Source organism: Brevibacillus gelatini (assembly GCF_003710935.1).
Taxonomy (GTDB): domain Bacteria; phylum Bacillota; class Bacilli; order Brevibacillales; family Brevibacillaceae; genus Brevibacillus; species Brevibacillus gelatini.
Genome location: NZ_RHHS01000059.1, coordinates 48,630 through 63,762, shown reverse-complemented (window position 1 = coordinate 63,762; position 15,133 = coordinate 48,630). Strand labels below are relative to the sequence as shown.

Genomic DNA, 15,133 nt, shown 5'->3' with positions numbered 1-15,133 from the left:
CTTGGCAAACATGCAGATCCAGTTTTCAGGGAATGAAATAAGCCTCTTTACTCCACAATGGGTAAGGAGGCTTTTGTTTTTGGACGGCAAAGCAGGCTTCGGGCTTCACAGCTGCCAGTGAATTTTTTGTCGACAAGTTAGGCCGAATGACCGACAAGTTCCCTCTTGCAGAGGGGTCTAGGGGTAGACTAACATGATAAGGTACCCGATCCAGGCGTTGGAGTAGGCGAGGCAAGGTTATGAAGGAGAATAAGCATGAAAAAAATTCTAATCTTTTCCGCTTCCATCGGTAACGGTCATAATCAGGCAGCGAGAGCGATGCAGGAAAGCCTGGCTGAGAATGGATGTACGTCCATGATAATTGATACGTTGGAATATATCAGTCCCACATTTCACAAGATTTTGCTGGAAAGCTACATGAATCTTTTGAGATTGTCGCCAAAAATGTGGGGGAGAATTTACCATAACACGGAAAAAAGCCGTTTTTTTGACATGAACGTCCTGATGAACAAATTATTGGCGAACAAGCTGAAAAAACTGATTAACAGCGTTCAACCCGATGCCTTTATTGCTACGCATCCTTTTGCCAGTTGCATGCTGTCTGTATTGAAGGGCAGAAATGACTGGACAGAACCGCTCTATACGATTATTACGGACTATACGATCCATCCTTCATGGATTAATCATCATATCAATTACTACTTCATCGGACATGAACAATTGTACTACCTGGTTGACATTTACCGGCAGGATCACCAGAAGTTCATTCCGATGGGGATTCCGATCATGCGCAAGTTCCGCATGCCGCTTGATGCCGATGAGATCAGGCAAAGGCTTGGGCTCGCGCCAGAGCAAAAATGCATCATTCTCTCCGGGGGAGGCCTTGGCCTCGGTTCGATGGAAAAGGTTCTCGATGGACTGGAAGCCATCAACCTTCCGCTGAAAACGTTCGTAATGACAGGAACCAATGAAAAGCTGTACAAAAAAGTGACGAACAAAACGTATCGTCATGAGGTAGTTCCCCTCAAATTCATTAACAACTTCCATGAGTATTTGGAGGTTGCCGATTTGATCGTCACCAAATCCGGCGGACTGACATCTGCCGAAGTGATGAGCAAGAGGGTGCCCATGATTATTTACAACCCGCTGCCGGGACAGGAAGAGAGAAACAGCCACTTCCTGCTAAACAACGGCTGCGCCGTACACGCCAATTTGTCCGAGCAGCTCATTTACTTTATCGATGAATTGTTGCACAGTCCGTCAAAAGTTGACTACATGCGACGGATGGGGCAAAAAATAGCAAAGCCGGATGCCGCCCAGCGCATCGCAGAATTTATTTTGGATGATATGAGTATGTTGCAAGCAACCACTAACAAAAGTTCGTAGAACGGGCTAACAGGAGGAAGCGTATGAGTATGCCGTTTGCCATTTTCTTTGATATGGATGGCACGTTGCTGCAGACGGAGAAGCTGTCGACGCCCGCTTTTTTGCGGACATTTGAGCGATTGAGAGAAAAAGGCCTGTGGACAGGCGAGACGCCAAGCGAGGAAGAGCTGGTCAACGTGCTTGGAATGACTGTCGAACAGGTATGGAAAAAGCTTTTGCCAGGGGCGAATGAAGAAGCTGTCCGCGCGGCGGATGCTTTTTTGCTGGAAAACGAAATTGCCTTGCTCAAAGAAAAAGTGACCGATTTGTACCCTGGCGTGAGGGAGACGCTGGAGCAGCTTCATGCCAAGGGGATTCCGCTGTTTGTCGCAAGCAACGGACAGGAGGAATACATAGAAGCCATTTGCCAGGAGTATGCACTCAAGCCGTTGCTGACGGACTTGTACTCGGCGGGACGGTTCCGCACGCGTTCCAAAGTGGATCTGGTAGCCAAGCTCATAGCCGATTACCAGGTGGAACAGGCGGTCATGGTAGGCGACCGCCATTCCGATGTAGAGGCCGGAGTAAAAAACGGCCTGTTTACCATCGGATGTGACTTCGGCTTCGCCAAGCCAGGAGAACTGGACGGGGCAGATGTCGTCATTACGCAGTTCGCGCAATTACTGGATCATTTGCTGGAAATTTACACCCAATCACAAAGACTGACATAAACCATTCCTTTCGAGGAGTGGTTTTTTCTGTTATATCTGTTATAAACAAACGAAAAAACGCCTCGACAGTTCATGAGCCGAAACGTGCCGCATGCCGTCGACAAAACGGTCGCGCTTTAACCGTTTTCGATGGTTCAAGCGCCCGCCTTTTGCCCACAATATTAAGTGTAGCGATCACTTGCAAGCGCGTTGCAAACCCATTATAATTAAAGTCAAAGATAGTCAAAGTCAGTAGCAAGCACATACACATATGGAATAGGAGGCGATGACTTGCGTAACATCTCGGACATCATTGAACAACACTTAAAAGGCATTTTGACACAAAGTCCCAATGGCTCAATCGAGATCCAGCGTAGTGAGCTTGCCGACTTATTTCAATGTGTGCCGTCTCAAATCAACTACGTCATCAATACGCGATTTACGGTACAAAAAGGGTACATTGTAGAGAGCAAGCGTGGAGGCGGAGGCTATATCCGCATTCGCAAGGTACAGATTGTGAGCAAGGCGCGATTGCAGGAATTACTGACCGAAGAGCTGATTGGCGAAAGCATCTCACAGAGTGTCGGGAACGCAATTATAGAAAGGCTGCAGGAAGAAGGCCTGGTCAACGCCAGAGAAGCAGCCTTGATGAAAATCGCAACCTCGCGGAATGTTTTGACTCTTGAGTCTGAATTGCGGGATCGTTTGCGGGCCAATATTTTAAAGCAGATGATTGCGACTATCTTGTTAAAGTAACCGGAAGCAAGTGTTAGGGGGTAGGATGTTATGAACTGTGAAGAATGCGGAAAACGACCGGCGACACTTCATTTGACGAAAATCGTCAATGGTGAAAAAACCGAATACCATATTTGTGAGCATTGTGCTTCCGAAAAAGGGGACGTCTTTACCGGATTTCACAACTTCAGCATCAACAATCTCCTGTCAGGACTGTTAAAATTTGATCCCATGCAAAAAAACGGACGCGAGCCTGCTACCAGCAAACCGCTCCGTTGCGAGACGTGCGGACTCACGTATGCCCAGTTCAGCAAAAGCGGCCGATTTGGCTGCAGCGATTGCTACACCTTCCTGGGGGATCGGCTCGATCCGCTGTTCCGACGCATCCACGGCAATACCCAACATATTGGCAAAGTTCCGGAACGCACAGGCGGGCAGTTGAAAATCCGCAAAGAACTGGAGCAGTTAAAACGAGCGTTGCAACACCACGTCGCCAGCGAGGAATTTGAAAAAGCGGCTGAGATGCGCGACCGCATCCGCGCGCTGGAACAAAAAATCGCCAAGTCGTAACAAAGGGGAGGTAAGCTGGTCATGTCACAAAAGCAGTTTATGCAAAATCCGTGGAGCAATTGGATGAAAGGAGAAGGTCCTGATTCCGATATTGTCATCAGCACACGGCTGCGCATCGCCCGAAACTTGCGCCAGCACCCTTTTCCGTTATTGGCAACTGACTCGCAAGGCGAGGAAGTGGTCAGAAAGGTAACGGAAGTGAGCGAATCCGAAGCCATGCGCAAGCGCCATCCGCTGCAGGTTCTCCATATGGACCAAATCAATCCGCTGGAGAAACGGGTACTGGTGGAAAAGCATCTCATCAGCCCGCATTTGGCGGAGGAATCGCGAAAAGGCGCTGTGCTGCTGAGTCCCGACGAGTCTGTCAGCATTATGGTAAACGAAGAGGACCACATTCGGATTCAGGTGCTGTTGCCAGGGTTTCGTTTGAATGAGGCATGGGAAATAGGAACCAAAATTGATGATATTTTTGAGAAACACCTGAACTTCGCATTCGATGAGACGAGAGGCTATCTCACGAGTTGTCCGACCAACGTCGGTACGGGGATTCGCGCCTCTGTCATGCTGCATCTGCCTGCATTGGTGATGACGCAGCAGATCAGCAGAATTTTGCAGGCGATTAATCAAGTTGGTCTGGTTGTTAGAGGAATTTACGGGGAAGGCAGCGAAGCTCTAGGAAACCTGTTCCAACTTTCCAACCAGGTCACGCTCGGAATGTCGGAAACCGATATTCTCTCCAACCTCTACGGCGTTGCCAGACAGATCATTGAGCAGGAACGCGTAGCACGTACTTATTTGCTGGAGCATACGCGCATCTCGTTGGAAGACCGCATTTTCCGTTCTTACGGAACTTTGCTGTATGCGCGCACCATGGAGTCCAAGGAAGCGGCCCAACGCCTCTCTGACGTGCGACTGGGCATTGACCTGGGCATCATCTCGGGCGTAACGCCTCTGGTGATGAACGAGCTGCTGGTGACGACGCAGCCGGGGTTCTTGCAGCATCATGCAGGACAAAAGCTGACGCCGGACCAGCGCGACGAAAGAAGGGCGCGGTTGATTCGGGAGAGACTCAGTGCGACTGGCCGGGTGTGATTGACCAGAACATAAGGTATCAACTGAAGTGAACATATAGAGAAAATTACGGGTTATACGGAGGTGTGCGATATGATGTTTGGACGTTTTACAGAACGAGCACAAAAGGTACTCGCGCTTGCCTTGGAAGAGGCGGTGCGTCTCGGTCACAAAGATATCGGGACGGAGCATGTGCTGCTGGGATTGATTCGGGAAGGTGACGGGATTGCTGCCAAGGCTTTGCAATCGCTCGGACTTGGCCTCGACAAAATCCAGAGCGAAGTAGAGTCGTTGATCGGACGCGGAACAGAGCAGTCCGGCAGTAATTACACACCCAACTATACACCTCGCGCCAAAAAAGTGATCGAACTGTCCATGGACGAAGCACGCAAACTGGGTCACACCTATGTGGGCACAGAGCACATCCTGCTCGGTCTGATCCGCGAAGGCGAAGGCATTGCCGCGAGAATCATGAACAATCTCGGCGTCAGCTTGAACAAGGCGCGCCAGCAAGTGCTGCAACTGTTGGGCAGCTCGGAAATGATGGCGTCGCATCAGCCTTCCGGCGGCAATCCGGCAGCAAATACGCCGACACTGGACGGTTTGGCTCGCGATCTGACTGCAATCGCACGCGATGGCGGACTGGACCCTGTGATCGGCCGTCAAAAAGAAATCGAGCGCGTGATCCAAGTGCTGAGCCGCCGCACCAAAAACAATCCGGTATTGATCGGGGAGCCTGGTGTAGGGAAAACAGCCATCGCAGAAGGTCTCGCGCAAAAAATCGTGAACAACGAAATTCCGGAGACGCTGCGTGACAAGCGCGTCATGACACTCGACATGGGAACCGTCGTGGCGGGCACCAAATATCGCGGTGAGTTCGAAGACCGCCTGAAAAAAATCATGGATGAAATCCGTCAGGCAGGCAACATCATCCTGTTCATCGACGAGTTGCATACCTTGATCGGTGCAGGCGGTGCGGAAGGCGCGATTGACGCCTCCAACATCCTCAAGCCGGCTCTCGCTCGTGGCGAACTGCAGTGCGTAGGGGCAACCACCCTCGATGAGTACCGCAAATACATCGAAAAGGACGCTGCCCTGGAGCGCCGTTTCCAACCGATTCAGGTGGATGAGCCGACGGCAGAGGACGCGATCCGCATCCTGCATGGCTTGCGTGACCGTTACGAAGCGCATCACCGCGTAAAAATTACCGATGCAGCCATCGAGCAGGCAGTGAAGCTGTCTGACCGTTACATTACCGATCGTTTCCTGCCGGACAAGGCGATCGACCTCGTGGACGAGGCGGCGTCCAAGGTGCGTTTGCAGTCCTTCACCGTTCCACCTAACCTCAAGGAGCTGGAAGGACGTCTGGAAGAGGTGCGCAAGGAAAAAGACGCTGCCGTGCAATCGCAGGAGTTTGAAGAGGCAGCAGCACTGCGCGATCAGGAGCAAAAGCTTCGCGAAGAACTGGACAAAACGAAGAAAGACTGGAAAGAGCGCCAAGGCAAGTTGAACATGGAAGTGACGCCAGAGGACATCGCTACGGTCGTCGCCAGCTGGACGGGAATCCCGGTCCTGAAGCTGAAGGAAGAGGAAACAGAGCGTCTTTTGAAAATGGAAGAGATTTTGCATGATCGCGTCATCGGCCAGGACGAAGCAGTCAAATCGATTGCCCGTGCAATCCGCCGTGCCCGTGCCGGTCTGAAAGACCCGAAACGCCCAATCGGCTCGTTTATTTTCCTCGGCCCGACAGGTGTAGGGAAAACCGAACTGGCTCGTGCCGTGGCAGAGACGCTGTTTGGAGACGAGGACGCCATGATCCGCGTCGACATGTCCGAGTACATGGAGAAACACTCGACAGCCCGTCTGGTAGGCGCTCCTCCAGGGTATGTCGGCTTTGACGAAGGCGGCCAGTTGACGGAAAAAGTGCGCCGCAAGCCGTACTCCGTTATCCTGCTGGATGAGATCGAGAAGGCGCACCCGGATGTGTTCAACATTTTGCTGCAGGTTCTCGATGACGGACGTTTGACCGACTCCAAGGGCCGGACGGTAGACTTCCGCAACACCGTCGTCATCATGACCTCCAACGTCGGGGCCAGCATGATTAAGAAAAACACGACACTCGGGTTCACCACCAACGATACCGAGAAAAAATATCAGGATATGAAGGACAAAGTCATGGATGAGCTGAAAAAGAGCTTCCGTCCGGAATTCCTGAACCGCATCGACGAAGTCATCGTGTTCCACTCCCTGGAGCAGGAGCACATCGAGCAAATCGTATCGCTGATGACCGACGAACTGCGTAAGCGTTTGAGAGAACAAAACATTGACTTCTACTTGACGGAAGATGCCAAAAAGCTGCTGGCAAAAGAAGGATTCGATCCGGCGTACGGGGCGCGCCCACTGCGTCGTGCGATTCAGCGCCACATCGAAGACAAATTGTCGGAAGAACTGCTCAAAGGCACCATCAGCAAAGGCGATACGGTCAACATCGAAGCCGAAGATGGCAAGCTGGTCGTCAAACGACTGGAAAAAACAACATCGTAAGCTGGGCGAAAGCAGCGTGAAGAATGCCTCCTGTTTTGGGAGGTATTCTTTTTTTGGCCGTACAACTATGATAAAAGTAGAGAAGAAAATCCAAGCGAGGGTGCGATGATGGCAAAGTATAAAACGAAATACGCGTGTCAAGAATGTGGCTATGAATCGCCAAAATGGATGGGAAAATGCCCAGGCTGCAACAGCTGGAATACATTGGTGGAAGAAGTGGCAATCAAGGCGGCACACCGTCACGAAGGGCTTGGCGGCGGTACGCGCCAGTCGGCTATCCCTTTGACGCAGGTAGCCAGCGAAGAAGAGCCGCGCATGGACACCACCATCGGTGAATTGAACCGTGTGCTCGGGGGAGGGCTTGTTCCGGGTTCGCTCATCCTGGTCGGCGGCGATCCGGGCATCGGCAAGTCTACGCTGCTGCTGCAGACCTCTTTTGCACTGGCTCATCAAGGGGCCAAAGTGCTGTACGTATCCGGGGAGGAGTCCGCAAAGCAGATCAAGCTGCGCGCAGACCGGCTGCACATGCAGACGCCCCCGATGTTTGTGTTGGCAGAAAATGATTTGGAATTGATCGAGCAGCATATTAATCAAGTAGACCCTCATGTTTTGATTATCGACTCGATCCAAACCGTGTTCCATCCCGCTGTGCAGTCCGCGGCCGGAAGTGTGGCGCAGGTGCGCGAGGCGACAGCCCAATTGATGCGGATTGCCAAGGGGAAAGGAATCGCTACATTTATTGTCGGCCACGTGACCAAAGAAGGCTCAATCGCGGGACCCCGTATGCTTGAACATATGGTGGACGCCGTTCTCTATTTTGAAGGGGAGCGTCACAACACGTTCCGCATTTTGCGCGCTGTCAAAAATCGTTTCGGCTCGACAAACGAGATCGGTATTTTCGAGATGAAAGATCGCGGACTGGAAGAGGTTGCCAACCCTTCTGAGATTTTTTTGGCTGAGCGTCCCTTCGGTGTGGCAGGCTCCACCGTCGTAGCCAGCATGGAAGGCACCCGTCCCGTCCTGGTTGAGCTTCAGGCACTCGTGGCACCGACCAGCTTCGTCACTCCGCGGAGAATGGCGACAGGCGTCGATCACCAGCGTGTGGCAATGATTATGGCCGTTTTGGAAAAGCGCATGGGGATGATGCTGCAAAACCAGGACGCGTATGTCAACGTGGCTGGGGGCGTCCGCCTGGATGAGCCTGCTGTCGATTTGGCGATAGCCGTCAGCATCGCCAGCAGCTTCCGCGACCATCCCACCAATCCGCATGACGTCGTGATCGGGGAGATCGGCCTGACCGGAGAGGTGCGAGGCGTATCGCGGATTGAACAGCGCGTGCGGGAAGCGCACAAGCTCGGCTTTAAACGCGTGATTATACCGGAGAAAAACATACGCGGCCTGGATGTGCCTGGTGATATGCAAGTGATCGGCGTCGGCAATATCGCGGATGCATTGAACGAGGTGATAAGGAGGTAGGGGCGGGCTATGCAGGAGAACCCAAAAAGAACTCCGCAGTTTGGCGATGTGCTTCGTTTGGTCGCGCCGGGGACGCAGCTTCGCGAAGGACTCGAAAATGTTCTGCGCGCAAAAACAGGCGGACTGATCGTCGTCGGCTACGGACCGGAAATGAAGCAAATCGTCGATGGCGGCTTTTCGATCAATTGCGATTTTTCTCCTGCACATTTGTATGAATTGGCGAAGATGGATGGGGCGATTATAGTAAGTGAAGATGCCAAACGAATCCTGTACGCCAATACCCAACTGTTTCCTCCCGCTTCCATTCACACCAGCGAAACAGGTACTCGTCACCGGACTGCACAACGGACGGCGATCCATACGAACTACCTGGTCATCGCCATATCCCAGCGGCGCAATGTCATTACCTTGTACCAAGGAAATTTTCGCTATGTGCTGAACGATATTAGCGTCATTCTCGCCAAGGCCAACCAGGCTGTCTCCACCCTGGAAAAATACAAGGCGGTGCTGGACCAGACCTTGACCAATCTCGGCGCACTTGAATTCGAAGAGCTGGTCACTTTGCATGAAGTCGCATCTGTCTTGCAGCGGATTGAGATGGTACTGCGGATCAAGACGGAAATTGCCAAGTACATATGTGAACTGGGGACAGAAGGCAGGCTCGTCAGCATGCAGTTGGAGGAGCTTGTCTCGAATATTGAGGAAGAAGCACACATGCTCATTCGCGACTACACCAAAGACGCGGCGCATTCTCCAGAGGTGGTACTGCGCGATATGAAAAAGCTAAGCTCGGAGGAAGTGCTGGAGCTCGGGTCTTTCCTGCGTGTTCTCGGGTTTTCCGCAAGTGCCGGCATGCTGGAAGAGGCGGTGTCGCCGCGGGGGTACCGGATTTTGTACAAAATTCCCCGCTTGCCGCTGTCCATCATCACCAATCTGGTTGCGCATTTTCATTATTTGCCGAGAATTATGATGGCGACCATTCAGGAACTAGACGAGGTGGAAGGGATCGGCGAGGTGCGGGCACGGGCGATCAAGGAGGGCCTGAAACGGATTCAGGAACAAGTGTTCATTGACAGGCACATTTGAGGTAGAATAGGATAAAGGCATTATTTGTTATTCAACATTTGCCCAGGGGACTTGAAAGCAACAGCAAGCTTGACAGGATACACCGTCTCCTCTGCAAAAGAAATCAGGAGGTAGTCTATGTTCGTGAAATCGTTGCCGAACATGCTAACCGTAAGCAACTTGTTTCTGGGAGTCTTGGCAATCATCCTTGCGTTTCGAGGCGATCATTACGTCGATTACGCGGCAATTACGGTCATCATCGGCATGCTGGCAGACGGGCTGGACGGACGCGTCGCTCGGATGCTGAATGCGCAAAGCGAATTTGGTAAGGAACTTGACTCGCTTTCTGACGTCATTACGTTTGGGATAGCTCCGGCTTTCATTATGTATGTTGTTGTCCTGCAGCACTTTGATTTGCTGGGAATTCTCGTTACCGCCATTTTCCCGATCTGCGGCGCGCTCCGTCTGGCCCGATTCAACGTTCAGGCCGGCGTTCCGGGGTATTTCATCGGGCTGCCGATCACAGCCGCCGGTGGTGTGCTGGCGACGCTGGCCTTGTATCATCAGGTTTTCAATCCGGTACTGCTTGCGGTCAGCATGCTGCTTCTCGCTTTCCTCATGGTGTCGAAGGTCAAGTATCCGAACTTTAAAAAGGTCGGGATTCCCAAATCGGCCTACTGGATTACGCCGATCATTATCGCAATTGTTGTCGTGGTGGCGATCAAGTATCCGCAGCAGTTTCCCAAAATTGTTTTCCTGCCGCTTGCCTTCTATGCCTTGTATGGAATAAAAAAAAACGTTGACTTTCTCGTCAAAAAATTACGCAAGCGAAAAAACAAGGAAGAAGAATCTGTGCCATTTGAATAAGCCAGGCAACGAAAAAACCCGCGTTTCGATTTGCGGGTTTTTTGCTTTTGCATGCAACTTTTTGGAGGGTTCATTCGTAATACGAGTGAGGGGTTAAGAGAGGTTGAACACACCGAGCGTATTCAGCCGGGCCGATTCTTTTTCCAAGACGTCCGCCAGCTTGATGTCCGTAATGTTGCACAAGGCAGTCAGGTAAAAAAGGTTCTTGCCAAGTTCTGCTGTGACTACGTCGCGACAATGTTCGCATAGTGGGCCTTTAAAGTGAGTGTCCAGATGAGCCTTGTTTTCCTCCAGGCTTTTGCTTGCGTCGTAGCTTTGTTTTTTGGCTACCACTTCTACACAGCCGCATTCGGTGATGGCTTTTGTCAGGGAGCGATTGATGCGAGACGCCGTTTCCTGAACTTTGGACATGACGTCCAGTACGCTTCGATGTCGGATCAAAAGCTCGGATACTTGCGCTTGAAAGTCGTCTACATTTCGGTTGTCCATATCGGTTCACCTCTGCTTTAAGCTGTTCATATCGTCACAATTTTCGCTCATGTGTTACTGCCATTATAAGAAGGGAGTCTGGCCGCTGTCAATTTGCCCGGGAAGGAAACAGGTGTTTGATGTTGACGGGAAAATGACAACTATGTTAAAATTTTTGGCTATTTGACATGGTAAAATCTTTTTTGCTATAGTGAGGGAAAGCGAGAATGAAGCAATTTCGCTATTTGGAAAGAAACAGGGTTTTACTCATAGGCTTCTGTCTATATTAATAAAAGGAGGTGAAGGCATGGTACGCCGCATAGGAAAAATCTTTTTTGTCTTGGTTGGCGGTGGCTTGGGGTACCAATACGGTACAGAGCTGTTTTCGCTGCTCAACCCGCTGTTGAATTTTGGCGTAGTTGCCGGAGCGCAATATATTGGGGCGGTACTTGGTGCCATTCTGTTCTTCTTTTTGGCCAATTGGCTTTTGGACTATGTGTTGAAGGTGGTTCGCTGGGGAGAAGAGACGCTCGTCAAAATGCCGATTGTTGACGTGATGTTCGGAGCGATGGGGTTGATTAGTGGTCTTATTGTTGCCTTTTTATTATTCCTGCCCATCAGCAAGATTCCGGTTCCGCTTATAGGTGATCTGTTGCCGCTGGTTGTTTCCGGGTTGCTCGGCTATCTGGGCTTTCAGGTAGGGTTTCGCAAGCGGGACGAGATTATGTCGGTTTTCTCTATTGGACGCAAGGATAAGAAAAAGGAACAGGCTGCTGCAGCGACCAATGTCGAGCACAAGATTTTGGATACGAGCGTCATCATTGACGGACGTATTGCCGATATTTGTCGCACGGGCTTTTTGGAGGGCGTGCTGGTCATTCCGGGCTTTGTCCTGGAGGAGCTGCAACACATCGCGGATTCTTCGGATGTGCTGAAGCGCAACCGCGGCCGCCGTGGTCTGGACATCCTCAACAAGATTCAGAAGGAAATGAAGGTCAAGGTACAGATTTGGGAAGGCGACTTTGAAGAAGTATCCGAAGTGGACAGCAAGCTGATTAAGCTGGCGAAGGTCATGAACGGAAAAGTCGTCACCAACGACTTCAACCTGAACAAAGTATGCGAGCTGCAAGGCGTGGCAGTTTTGAATATCAACGATCTGGCCAACGCCGTGAAACCGGTCGTGCTGCCAGGGGAAGAAATGAACGTGCAGGTCATCAAAGACGGCAAAGAGCACGGTCAGGGCGTTGCCTATCTCGACGACGGCACGATGATCGTCGTGGAAGGCGGACGCGAATTCATCGGCAACGACGTGGACGTATTGGTCACCAGCGTGCTGCAAACTTCGGCGGGACGGATGATCTTCGCCAAGCCAAAGCTGCTGGAAAGAGCGCTGTAAGGCGAGAAGCAGAAGACGGGAGAGGAAAGAAAGCGTGAGTACAGGGGTCGTGATCGTTGCTGCCGGTTCCGGCAAAAGAATGGGCGGCCAACGAAACAAATTGTGGTTGCCGCTGGCAGGAGAGCCGATTTTGGTTCACACCGTTCGCCTTTTTGCTACGCATCAGGAGATCGACCAGATCGTCCTGGTCGTGAGTGAAGCGGATTACGCCGACGTGCTTGCCCTGATGGATGCGGAAAAGCTGCGAGTAACCGTCACCTTGGGCGGCGCCGAGCGGCAGGACAGCGTCAGAAACGGTCTGGCGTCACTTCCTTCATCCTGTACCTACGTGCTTGTTCACGATGCTGCCCGACCTTTCGTCACACAGCAGCAAATCAGCGACATGATCCGGCAGGTGCGTCGCGATCAGGCTACAATCATGGCCGTACCTGTCAAGGATACGATAAAAGTGGTGGGGGCCACAGGGCTTGTGGAGGCTACCCCGGCACGGGAAAGCTTGTGGGCGGTTCAAACCCCACAAGCTTTTCGTATGTCATTGCTGCAAGAGGCGCATGAGGCAGCACAAAAAGCGGGCAAGCTCGGTACGGATGATGCGATGCTGGTCGAATGGCTGGGGCATCCTGTGTCCGTCATGCAGGGAAGCTATGAGAATATCAAGATTACGACGCCGGATGATTTGTGGCTCGGCGAAGAAATTATGCGCAAGCGAAGGGGAGAGTAATCCATGCGTATTGGACAAGGATTTGATGTGCATCAACTGGTGGAAGGCCGTCCGTGCATTATCGGGGGAATCACCATTCCGTATGAAAAAGGCCTCTTGGGCCATTCTGATGCCGATGTGCTGCTGCATGCCATCAGCGACGCGATTCTCGGAGCGATTGGCGAGGGCGATATTGGCCGCCACTTTCCGGATACAGACCCAGCCTTCAAGGGGGCTGACAGCGTGGTGCTGCTTGAGCATGTGTGGAAGCTGGCAAAAGAGCGCGGCTATCGCTTGGGCAATGTAGATGCGACGATTATCGCGCAAGCGCCGAAAATGGCTCCTTACATACCGCAAATGTGCGAAGTCATTGCCCGTGTGCTGGAAGCAGAAGACGCCTCACAGGTAAACGTGAAGGCGACGACTTCGGAAAAACTCGGTTTTACGGGCAGGGGAGAAGGAATCGCGGCCCAGGCTGTCTGCTTGCTTGTCAAGTAAAGGGGCAAGGTGTAACATAGAGCCTTAGAAACGTATTCATGAAGGATCATAGCCTTTTACATTCACAAGGATGGTGCTAAAAATGGCGAAAGAAATCCGCACGCGTTATGCGCCGAGTCCTACGGGGCACTTGCACATCGGCGGTGCGCGAACAGCGCTTTTTAACTATCTGTTTGCCAAACATCACGGCGGTACATTTATCGTTCGGATCGAGGATACCGACCAAACGCGCAACAAGGAAAATGCCGATGAAGAGCAAATGAAAAACCTGAGATGGCTCGGGGTCCAATGGGAAGAAGGCACCGATGTGGGCGGCTCCTACGGCCCATACCGCCAAACCGAGAGATTGGACATTTACCGTAAATATATCGATCAACTGCTTGCAGAAGGCAAGGCGTACTACTGTTACGCGACCAAGGAAGAGCTGGATGCCGAGCGCGAAGAACAGCTGGCGCGTGGAGAGACTCCACGTATTCTGGAGAAGCATCGCCATGTGACCGAAGAGCAGCGCGCGCAATACGAAGCGGAAGGCCGCGTGCCATCCATTCACTTCCTTGTGCCGGATAACCGCGAATACGTCGTCAACGACCTGATCCGCGGACAGGTGACATTCAACTCCAACGAAATGGGCGACTTTGTCATCTGCCGTCCGGACGGAATCCCGACTTACAACTTTGCCGTTGTGATCGACGACTACCTGATGAAAATCAGCCACGTCATTCGCGGTGAGGAACATCTGTCCAACACGCCGCGTCAATTGATGATCTACGAAGCTTTTGGCTGGGAACCGCCTCAATTTGCCCACCTGGCACTGATTCTCAACCAGGACGGCAAAAAAATGTCCAAGCGCGATGAAAGCATTTTGCAATTCATCGAGCAATACCGCGAGCTTGGCTTCCTGCCAGAAGCGATCGTGAACTTCCTCGTTCTGTTGGGCTGGTCGCCAGGCGGCGAGGAAGAAATTTTCCTCATGGACGATTTGGTCAAGCTGTTCTCCATGGAGCGCGTGAGCAAGTCGCCGGCCGTGTTTGATGCGACCAAAATGAACTGGATGAACAACTACTACCTGAAGCGCCAGCCGCTCGATCTGATTACCGACATGTGTATTCCGCACCTGCAAAAAGCAGGCTTTATCGAAGAGACACTGTCTGACGAGAAGCGGGATTGGGTGAGAAGCATTGTCGCGCTGTATCAGGAGCAAATGTCCTACTGCGCGCAAATCGTGCCATTGGCGGCTCTTTTCTTCCTGGACGAAGTGGTGTACGATGAAGAAGCGACAATGGTACTGAAAGAACCGCAGTTTGCCGAAGTCCTCGCTTCTTTTGTGAAACACCTGTCAGCCCAGGATGCATATAATGTGGATGTCATCAAAGCGGTGCTGAAGGACGTGCAAAAGGAAACGGGCCACAAAGGCAAAGCATTGTTCATGCCGGTGCGTGTCGGCACAACGGGTCAAGCGCACGGCCGCGACTTGGCGGAGACGCTGTATTTGCTGGGTCGCGACAAAGTATTGGCGCGCGCCCAGCGTGTGCTTGCAAATGAAAAATAGCCTGTAAAAAGGGCCAGCGATATATAACGAATGCGACGATCAGGAGAAGTACGGCAGGATACACGTTTACAGAGAGGGTGGAAAGGTGAGAGCCATCCAGCGTGCCCTGTTCGGAAATG

Annotated in this window: 14 protein-coding genes and 1 other annotated feature (1 of these 15 running past the window's edge); of the genes, 13 read left to right on the top strand and 1 reads right to left on the bottom strand. The window is 51.9% G+C overall.

Annotated elements, in window-relative coordinates:
* Positions 1–255 precede the first annotated feature (255 nt).
* The 9 genes from EDM57_RS21940 to pssA all read left to right on the top strand — a co-directional run bounded on the left by EDM57_RS21940 (position 256) and on the right by pssA (position 10,403).
* Positions 256–1,386 (top strand): MGDG synthase family glycosyltransferase, encoded by a 1,131-nt coding sequence (locus tag EDM57_RS21940; protein WP_122906808.1) that lies wholly within the window; start codon positions 256–258, stop codon positions 1,384–1,386.
* Between the two features lie 23 nt (positions 1,387–1,409).
* The gene (locus EDM57_RS21935) at positions 1,410–2,096 is read left to right on the top strand and encodes an HAD family hydrolase (protein ID WP_122906807.1); all 687 of its coding nucleotides are present in this window, start codon (positions 1,410–1,412) and stop codon (positions 2,094–2,096) included.
* A 270-nt stretch (positions 2,097–2,366) separates the two neighbouring features.
* Positions 2,367–2,831 (top strand): CtsR family transcriptional regulator, encoded by a 465-nt coding sequence (locus EDM57_RS21930; RefSeq protein WP_122906806.1) that lies wholly within the window; start codon positions 2,367–2,369, stop codon positions 2,829–2,831.
* A gap of 30 nt (positions 2,832–2,861) precedes the next feature.
* Positions 2,862–3,380, top strand: a complete 519-nt coding sequence (gene mcsA, locus EDM57_RS21925; protein ID WP_122906805.1) for a protein-arginine kinase activator protein McsA — start codon at positions 2,862–2,864, stop codon at positions 3,378–3,380.
* A gap of 21 nt (positions 3,381–3,401) precedes the next feature.
* Positions 3,402–4,472 carry a protein-arginine kinase McsB gene (gene mcsB / locus EDM57_RS21920; RefSeq protein ID WP_122906804.1) on the top strand — a complete coding sequence of 357 codons (1,071 nt, stop codon included), beginning with the start codon at positions 3,402–3,404 and terminating at the stop codon, positions 4,470–4,472.
* Between the two features lie 72 nt (positions 4,473–4,544).
* On the top strand, positions 4,545–6,995 hold the full coding sequence (locus tag EDM57_RS21915; protein ID WP_122906803.1) for an ATP-dependent Clp protease ATP-binding subunit: 2,451 nt from the start codon (positions 4,545–4,547) through the stop codon (positions 6,993–6,995).
* Positions 6,996–7,103: 108 nt separating this feature from the next.
* Positions 7,104–8,471, top strand: coding sequence for a DNA repair protein RadA (gene radA, locus EDM57_RS21910; protein ID WP_122906802.1), 1,368 nt, complete (start codon positions 7,104–7,106; stop codon positions 8,469–8,471).
* Positions 8,472–8,480: 9 nt separating this feature from the next.
* On the top strand, positions 8,481–9,557 hold the full coding sequence (disA, locus tag EDM57_RS21905) for a DNA integrity scanning diadenylate cyclase DisA (RefSeq protein WP_122906801.1): 1,077 nt from the start codon (positions 8,481–8,483) through the stop codon (positions 9,555–9,557).
* A gap of 117 nt (positions 9,558–9,674) precedes the next feature.
* Positions 9,675–10,403 carry a CDP-diacylglycerol--serine O-phosphatidyltransferase gene (pssA, locus tag EDM57_RS21900; protein ID WP_122906800.1) on the top strand — a complete coding sequence of 243 codons (729 nt, stop codon included), beginning with the start codon at positions 9,675–9,677 and terminating at the stop codon, positions 10,401–10,403.
* A 93-nt stretch (positions 10,404–10,496) separates the two neighbouring features.
* Here pssA and EDM57_RS21895 read toward each other — a convergent pair whose 3' ends face one another.
* The gene (locus EDM57_RS21895; RefSeq protein ID WP_122906799.1) at positions 10,497–10,892 is read right to left on the bottom strand and encodes a DUF1573 domain-containing protein; all 396 of its coding nucleotides are present in this window, start codon (positions 10,890–10,892) and stop codon (positions 10,497–10,499) included.
* 286 nt (positions 10,893–11,178) lie between these two features.
* Between EDM57_RS21895 and EDM57_RS21890 the strand changes: the two genes are divergently transcribed.
* The 4 genes from EDM57_RS21890 (at position 11,179) to gltX (ending at position 15,014) form a co-directional block, all read left to right on the top strand.
* On the top strand, positions 11,179–12,267 hold the full coding sequence (locus EDM57_RS21890; protein WP_122906798.1) for a PIN/TRAM domain-containing protein: 1,089 nt from the start codon (positions 11,179–11,181) through the stop codon (positions 12,265–12,267).
* A 34-nt stretch (positions 12,268–12,301) separates the two neighbouring features.
* On the top strand, positions 12,302–12,988 hold the full coding sequence (ispD, locus tag EDM57_RS21885; RefSeq protein ID WP_122906797.1) for a 2-C-methyl-D-erythritol 4-phosphate cytidylyltransferase: 687 nt from the start codon (positions 12,302–12,304) through the stop codon (positions 12,986–12,988).
* Positions 12,989–12,991: 3 nt separating this feature from the next.
* On the top strand, positions 12,992–13,465 hold the full coding sequence (ispF, locus tag EDM57_RS21880; protein WP_063231130.1) for a 2-C-methyl-D-erythritol 2,4-cyclodiphosphate synthase: 474 nt from the start codon (positions 12,992–12,994) through the stop codon (positions 13,463–13,465).
* Between the two features lie 82 nt (positions 13,466–13,547).
* A complete protein-coding gene (gene gltX / locus EDM57_RS21875) occupies positions 13,548–15,014 on the top strand; it encodes a glutamate--tRNA ligase (RefSeq protein ID WP_122906796.1) in 1,467 nt (488 codons plus the stop codon).
* Between the two features lie 26 nt (positions 15,015–15,040).
* Positions 15,041–15,133 (top strand) — a binding site (T-box leader) (it continues 170 nt past the right edge of the window).

Coding starts and splice junctions, on each gene's coding strand:
- radA (WP_122906802.1), top strand. CDS start 7,104: ATGGCAAAGTATAAAACGAAATACGCGTGTCAAGAATGTGGCTATGAA.
- mcsB (WP_122906804.1), top strand. CDS start 3,402: ATGTCACAAAAGCAGTTTATGCAAAATCCGTGGAGCAATTGGATGAAA.
- EDM57_RS21935 (WP_122906807.1), top strand. CDS start 1,410: ATGAGTATGCCGTTTGCCATTTTCTTTGATATGGATGGCACGTTGCTG.
- pssA (WP_122906800.1), top strand. CDS start 9,675: ATGTTCGTGAAATCGTTGCCGAACATGCTAACCGTAAGCAACTTGTTT.
- EDM57_RS21895 (WP_122906799.1), bottom strand. CDS start 10,892: ATGGACAACCGAAATGTAGACGACTTTCAAGCGCAAGTATCCGAGCTT.
- EDM57_RS21890 (WP_122906798.1), top strand. CDS start 11,179: ATGGTACGCCGCATAGGAAAAATCTTTTTTGTCTTGGTTGGCGGTGGC.
- EDM57_RS21915 (WP_122906803.1), top strand. CDS start 4,545: ATGATGTTTGGACGTTTTACAGAACGAGCACAAAAGGTACTCGCGCTT.
- disA (WP_122906801.1), top strand. CDS start 8,481: ATGCAGGAGAACCCAAAAAGAACTCCGCAGTTTGGCGATGTGCTTCGT.
- mcsA (WP_122906805.1), top strand. CDS start 2,862: ATGAACTGTGAAGAATGCGGAAAACGACCGGCGACACTTCATTTGACG.
- gltX (WP_122906796.1), top strand. CDS start 13,548: ATGGCGAAAGAAATCCGCACGCGTTATGCGCCGAGTCCTACGGGGCAC.
- ispF (WP_063231130.1), top strand. CDS start 12,992: ATGCGTATTGGACAAGGATTTGATGTGCATCAACTGGTGGAAGGCCGT.
- EDM57_RS21940 (WP_122906808.1), top strand. CDS start 256: ATGAAAAAAATTCTAATCTTTTCCGCTTCCATCGGTAACGGTCATAAT.